Raw genomic sequence first — 6,813 nt, forward strand, 5'->3', positions numbered from 1 at the left:
GTGGCTTTGAGTAACTTGGCAGGAGGAAAGTATTTAATCAGGTAACGCACAACGATATATAGGCAATCTCATATAAATGCACTATGGTATCAAGATAATTTATACTAATAAATGAATATACTCTAACACAGTAACGACACACAATAGACTTACCTATACTGACTAGGCCGTGTCCTCATTTAAACAAAGATGATAAACATGAGATAAATCACCATCAAACGCGAAAACTAGCGCTAATAATATCGGGATATCACCAGTTATTTAACGATATTAGACTACCTTCAATCCGTTTAGATAACAATTAATTGAATTGAAGATTCGCTTTAAATGATGACTTAACGTCAAGATGTGTCACCAACAATAGATACCACCTTACAGTAGGCTATATTTTTTAATACTTATAAAAATATTAATCCTAACTTCATTTTGTATCTTTTCTAAAACATAACAACGATAAACAGTTCGTATTTACTAACAAACTCATTCTTTGTCCACTAATTTTTAGATACACTATAGTGCCTATATTAATGCTCATTGTAAATGTTAATTGGTACCTTAAAAGGTCTATTCGGCAGCTCTCTGACCAATTTTGGCACAAGATAACCTGGTAACACCGCCAATAATGACCAGTAAAGCTGAATTGATGACCGTTCATCGATATCAAAATGTGCGGCACCAGACACTTTATCCAATACGTGTAAATAATAAGGTAGCACACCACATGAGAATAAACACTGGCTTAATTGCGCTTGCACCTCCACACTATCATTAATACCTTTTAATAAAACGGCTTGATTTAATAAGGTTATTCTAGCAGCTCGTGCACGCTGCAAGTGTTCTGCAGTTAGTGTATCTATTTCATTGGCATGATTACAATGAATCACCATCACAATGTTGCAGCGGCTTTGGGATAGTCTTGTCAACAATGCATCATCCAAACGCTCTGGAATGACCAATGGCAAACGAGTATGCATACGAATAGTAGTCAACTGAGGAAGAGATTCAAGCGTATCTAGCCATGCAAATAAACGTCTGTTTGTTACATTCAGTGGATCGCCACCACTCAAAATCACCTCATTAATCTCAGGATGCGCGGTAATATAATCAATGATTTTTTCTTTTGCTTCGGCTGTGGGCATATTTGCACTATAATCAAAATGCTGCCGAAAACAATAACGACAGTGAATGGCACAGGCGCCTGTAATGGTCAACAGTACTCTTGATTGGTATTTATGGAGCATACCCTTTATAGGGTTTTGCGTATTCTCGCTTAGAGGATCAGCCACATAACCCGTGACCTTTATTTGCTCCTGCTGATCTGGTAATACTTGTTTTAATAAAGGATCGTCCCTATCGCCAATGGTCATTTTTGCTACAAAAGCACGTGGGACGCGTAACTCAAAATGCTTAGGCACATAGATACTTTCTCGCACTGCTTCAAGCTGTAAGATGCTTAATAGCTCATCAATAGACGTAATGGCCTCGGATAATTGCGTTTTCCAGTTTTTTTGTGTGATTAAATGGTTTATCATGACAGCCTATTACCTGTGCCCAAAATCCAATATTATACGCTTTTAGTACGTAGCCTATCAAAGCATACGATTTATCCTTTAGACACTTAGCGTAATCAGCGATTTTGATACAGCAAACCCCATATCCCATTATCTCTCATCATATTTACAACCCTTAGGAGTCTCTTGTGGCAAGTTTTTCTACTAATGAATTTAAAGCTGGTCTAAAAGTTATGCTAGATGGCAATCCTTGTGCCATTCTTGAAAATGAATTTGTCAAACCAGGTAAAGGCCAAGCTTTTAACCGTGTTAAATTGCGTAATCTTCGTAGTGGTAAAGTGTTAGAACAAACCTTTAAATCTGGTGACAGCTTAGAAGCTGCTGATGTGATGGATACTGAACTGAACTATCTATACAACGATGGTGAGTTTTGGCATTTTATGGATCCAGAGAGTTTTGAGCAGATCCAAGCTGATAAAACAGCGATGGGCGACTCAACACAGTGGCTAAAAGAAAATAGCAATGCACTATGTACCATTACTTTATTTAACGGCGTACCTTTGTCAGTAACACCACCTAATTTTGTTGAGTTGCAAATCACAGAAACAGACCCTGGTGTGCGTGGTGATACCTCTGGCGGCGGCGGCAAACCTGCTAAGCTAGAGACTGGCGCGGTTGTACGTGTACCCTTGTTTGTACAGCAAGACGAAGTCGTACGTGTCGATACCCGCACGGGTGATTATCAAACTCGTGTTAGCTAAACAGTATTGAAAAGCAATATGATAGATAGCCACTATCTATTATGTAATAAAAAAGCTGAACTACTTGATAAGTAGCTCAGCTTTTTTTGTACTGATGACCGTGACACATAAAACGTAATACAAATTTTATGTAAGCAGTTACTCTTCTAGTAACTGCTTTTGTATCAACCAATACTGCACTAATGCGTTTAACTGCTCTTGTTTGAAAGGCTTGGTACAATAATCTTGCATACCTATTTTTAAGTATTTTTCGCGCTCACCATCCATTGCATTGGCAGTCAAAGCGATAATAGGTGGCAGTGATTGAGGATCATAGAGCTCATGTAATTTAATAGTAGCCTGTACACCATCTAATATAGGCATATGATGATCCATTAGAATAACATCATAACGTTCAGGAGAGCGTGCAAAAATCTCGATTGCTTGCTGTCCATCAGCAACATGTGTAACGGTATGACCACTCTTTTTCAAAGCTTTTTTGGCGATAATCGCATTGACGTTATCATCTTCAACCAGCAATATATGACCAGCACGCTCGTGGTTAGAGTCAATCACAGTAGCGTCATTTTCATCTTGCCACGCTTCGTATTGGTTCTCATCGATAGCAGGTAAAGGCAACAAAACCCTAAAGGTTGTACCGACACCCACCTCACTATCTACATCAATATAACCGCCCATTAAATTCACTAAAGACTTACAAACAGAAAGCCCAAGACCAGTACCGCCATAAAGACGATGTGTGAATTTATTTGCTTGATCATAAGCATCAAATATCGCATCTAACGACTCTGCCTTAATACCAACACCCGTATCGGTGATCTCAATACATAATGTCATGACCTTATCGCGATCACATTTAGCGGTCGCATCGTGAATAGTATTATCATTTGCATTATTTGTTGTAGCATCTTGAAGATGATAATTATCTGCGCTGTACGCTTCTAAGCCCTCATGCTGACAACTGAATACATGTTTAACATCAATACTAACTCGCCCTCCTTCACGAGTGAATTTAATCGCATTATTGACGAGATTAGCAATAATCTGTTTGAGGCGCACTGGATCTCCTTTCACATAAGGAGACAATGACTCGGTATAGTGATAGTCTAAAACCAACCCTCGTTGGCGTGCTCTGACAGCAAAAAGGCTCACCACTTCATTACATAATCCAGATAGGTTGATTGGAATAGCATCAATGGTCATTTTTCCAGACTCAACTTTTGATAAATCTAAAATACCATTGATAATCGCCATCAAGTGCTCATTAGATACTTTGATATTGTCCACGTACTCTTGTTGTTCAATGCTCAGTTTGGTTTCACTCAACATCTCCACCATGCCAATAATACCATTCATTGGAGTGCGGATTTCATGACTCATATTCGCCAAAAAGCTCGACTTCATTTTATTAGCATGTTTAGCATCGCGCTGTTTATCTCGTAGCCGCAACGCATCTGCTGTCATCGTCGCAAACTGAGACAAAATCTTTGCTTTTTGCTCATCAAACTCATAATTTGGCTGGGTATCCATCACACATAAAGAACCTAAGCGGTAGCTTTTATTGTCTTCGTAAATCATAATTGGCGCACCAGCATAAAAGTGCACATAAGGATCTTCTGTAACTAATGGATTTCGACTAAAACGACTGTCTATCGACAAATCAGGTATCATAAAGACTTCATCAGATAACACGGTATAATTACAAATAGCCACTTCACGTGTCGTTCTACATATACTACCAAGTCCTTTCGCAGATTTTAGATATTGTGTATTATCATCCATAAAAGTAATAGTAACGATAGGCATATCAAAAAACAATTTTACAAGTTCGACTAAACGCCTGAATGCAGGATCATCATCATCGTTCAGCACTTGATACTTCCTAAGTTTATGGATACGCTCTTCTTCATCTGCCGCTACTGGGTAGCTAAGTTTAGGTACGTTAAATATAGACAAGATGGACTCCATTAAATAAGATCAGACGCTCAGTTTATTGTCCGTCTGTTTTATCAATAATTGTAATGCTTCGCTCACCATCATCATCGCAACCACTGATGTAACTACGACTGCTGAACCATAGCCACCGCAGTGTAGCCCACCTGTTTGACAGCTCTTATCTATCCGTGGTGGCTCTGTAGAATAAACACATTTAATACCGAATTTTTCTTTTAAAGTACTATTAATACCTTTTTCATGGCGCAGCTTGTTACGTAATTTGGCTAGTAGCGGATCTTGATAACTATCACGCAAATCAGTTACCCTGATTTGGCTAGGGTCTATCTTGCCACCTGCACCACCTGCACAAACCATTTTTAATTTATTAAAACGACAATGTAAAGCAATGGCCAACTTAGCATTCATATCGTCGACGCAATCTAAAATAACGATCGGCTTGCCTTGAGAAGTAGCTGCTTTGGCTTCATCACGACTTGGTAATAAAGCTGCGATGTTTTCCACTGTCAAAAAATCATCAATCAAATTAAGTGTTACCTTAGGATTGATCTCACGAATACGTGCAGCCATTGCGCCAATTTTACTTTGACCAAAAGTACTATCTAGTGCAGGTAACTGCCGATTAACATTAGAAGCAACCAATACGTCTAAATCAATCAAAGTAATATTTCCAACCGCTGTTCTAGCTAAAGCTTCTGCGGCCCACGAGCCAACCCCTCCTACACCAACAACATAAACATGAGCAGCAGCGAAAGTATCAACAACTGATGCACTATAGAGTGTTCGTGTTCCTTGAAAACGACGTTCATATTGATCGTCTTCTTTCGTCACCTCAGCGATGACAGAGTCTTTAGTGGTGACTGACTCTGCCAGTTCGAATTCTCGTGTTTCACTCATAACAGGTTATATGCTCTTTTAAATTGTATGGGTCTCTCTTACGTCAGCGACGTATTACCAACCCATGGTCTATCAAAAACTTGGCCAGCAATGACCGATAACAAATAATATTATAATGGATACGCCCATGTCGTGCGCAAAGCATTGCAACTGTTGAGCCATAATTGTTTAGCAAGTCTATCTGGCGACACCTCAAGTAGCTCACTTAAGCTCAACAAGACCCATGACAGATTGGCAGGAGTATTACGGTCACGCGACTGCTTATTAGGCCAACTATTATCTGATGCCTGACATATGATGGGCATCATATCTGGGCAGTCCGTCTCTATGACCAAGCATTCAATACCATGACTATCGACAGCTGCTTGAATAGCACGGCGCAACTTTTTGGCATTTGGATTGGTGATTTGCCCAGTCACACCCAGTTTGAATCCTAGCTTTATAAAAGCCTTTGCTTCTTGCTCACCACCACTAAAACTATGTGCAATACCACCTAGTTTGTGTGCATCATAAGCATGTGCTTTCAATATGGACAATACCTCTGCATGTGCTTTCCGAATATGCAATATCACGGGCAATTGATACAACACTGCCATATCCAATTGCGCCTGAAAAAACTGCACTTGCCTTGCAAAGACATTAGGAGCTTTCATCTCAGCAGTAAAGGTGTCCAATCCTATTTCACCAATTGCTAGCGGGCGCTGCTCAGCAATCATTTTTGCCAAGTTTTTCAGGTGCTCTTCACTGTGCTCATTAATATAAAATGGATGCAAGCCCACTGCAATATGGCTTTCGATATGTGACACTTTTTGGCTATTAGATGTTTTTGTGGTATTCAATAGTCGCTCTGCATCATACATACGCTCAAAATGCTTGTATAAATATCCCACTAAAACCAAATGACGCACGCCTTTTGCATAAGCTTGCTGCACCAGTAATGCTCTATCATTATCGAATACTGGCTCATCAAAATGAGTATGGGTATCAATAAGAGGATATATATCAGGTACTTCCTGTATAGGTGTTATAGAGGCAGCCATAAGAGTCTTTAGTATCGTTGAAATACTTCATTGTTTGTAGTTTTATAGAAAAAACCAAGTCAATGACTATATTATCAATTATTATTTTAATAATCAGAATAAATTATATCAAAGATCGTATCTTCTATCGTATGTTTTCATTTTAGAATAATAAAAATTGAATGAGTTGCGATTAAAAGTGGAACACAGAGCCAATAATATTGGAGTACTAACCAACTACATGACTATATTTTCTGAAGCTCAGCCATCTCAGCCAATCTATATAGCTATCTGTTGTATTAGAGACTTGCTATAGGTGTGAACTTTATTTTTTCGCTTGTGGATTATTAGATTCCTCTATATCAGCCTTCCGACTGCTACGTCGAGGCACAACCAGCAAAACCATTACCACCGCTCCCAAAAGAAACCTCTTTTTTATTTTTTCATGACTCGTCATATATTCACCTTAACTTATATACTATTAACTAAATATATAAATACCTCATACTCACTTTATGCAACTCATAAAAGCTAGAATAGCAAAAATAAGGGCAAGTACGAAATATTAAAAACTAAGAGATTTTGATACGGTAAATTATATTTTGGGAATCTCATATTATAAATATATTATTACCATATTAGGACGTGTTTTCAATTTAATCGATAGTTATC

5 protein-coding genes are annotated in these 6,813 nt (G+C 38.5%); 1 reads left to right on the top strand and 4 read right to left on the bottom strand.

The genetic code is table 11. The annotated features are described in order from the left end of the window. Positions 1-524: 524 nt before the first annotated feature. Entirely contained in the window at positions 525-1,532 is a 1,008-nt protein-coding gene (gene epmB, locus ACT3RN_RS13795; RefSeq protein ID WP_192520419.1) for an EF-P beta-lysylation protein EpmB, read from the bottom strand. 167 nt (positions 1,533-1,699) lie between these two features. Between epmB and efp the strand changes: the two genes are divergently transcribed. Continuing rightward, positions 1,700-2,272 carry an elongation factor P gene (efp, locus tag ACT3RN_RS13800; RefSeq protein ID WP_192520420.1) on the top strand — a complete coding sequence of 191 codons (573 nt, stop codon included), beginning with the start codon at positions 1,700-1,702 and terminating at the stop codon, positions 2,270-2,272. 138 nt (positions 2,273-2,410) lie between these two features. Here the strand turns inward: efp and ACT3RN_RS13805 are convergent, their stop codons facing one another. The 3 genes from ACT3RN_RS13805 to ACT3RN_RS13815 all read right to left on the bottom strand — a co-directional run bounded on the left by ACT3RN_RS13805 (position 2,411) and on the right by ACT3RN_RS13815 (position 6,162). Further along, positions 2,411-4,228, bottom strand: a complete 1,818-nt coding sequence (locus ACT3RN_RS13805) for a GAF domain-containing hybrid sensor histidine kinase/response regulator (protein ID WP_225739296.1) — start codon at positions 4,226-4,228, stop codon at positions 2,411-2,413. Positions 4,229-4,249: 21 nt separating this feature from the next. After that, on the bottom strand, positions 4,250-5,122 hold the full coding sequence (locus ACT3RN_RS13810; RefSeq protein ID WP_192520422.1) for a tRNA threonylcarbamoyladenosine dehydratase: 873 nt from the start codon (positions 5,120-5,122) through the stop codon (positions 4,250-4,252). Positions 5,123-5,232: 110 nt separating this feature from the next. After that, on the bottom strand, positions 5,233-6,162 hold the full coding sequence (locus ACT3RN_RS13815) for a TatD family hydrolase (RefSeq protein WP_192520423.1): 930 nt from the start codon (positions 6,160-6,162) through the stop codon (positions 5,233-5,235). Positions 6,163-6,813: the final 651 nt, after the last annotated feature.

It is taken from the genome of Psychrobacter sp. AOP5-GZ1-6, from assembly GCF_052376345.1.
In the GTDB taxonomy this organism is placed as follows: domain Bacteria; phylum Pseudomonadota; class Gammaproteobacteria; order Pseudomonadales; family Moraxellaceae; genus Psychrobacter.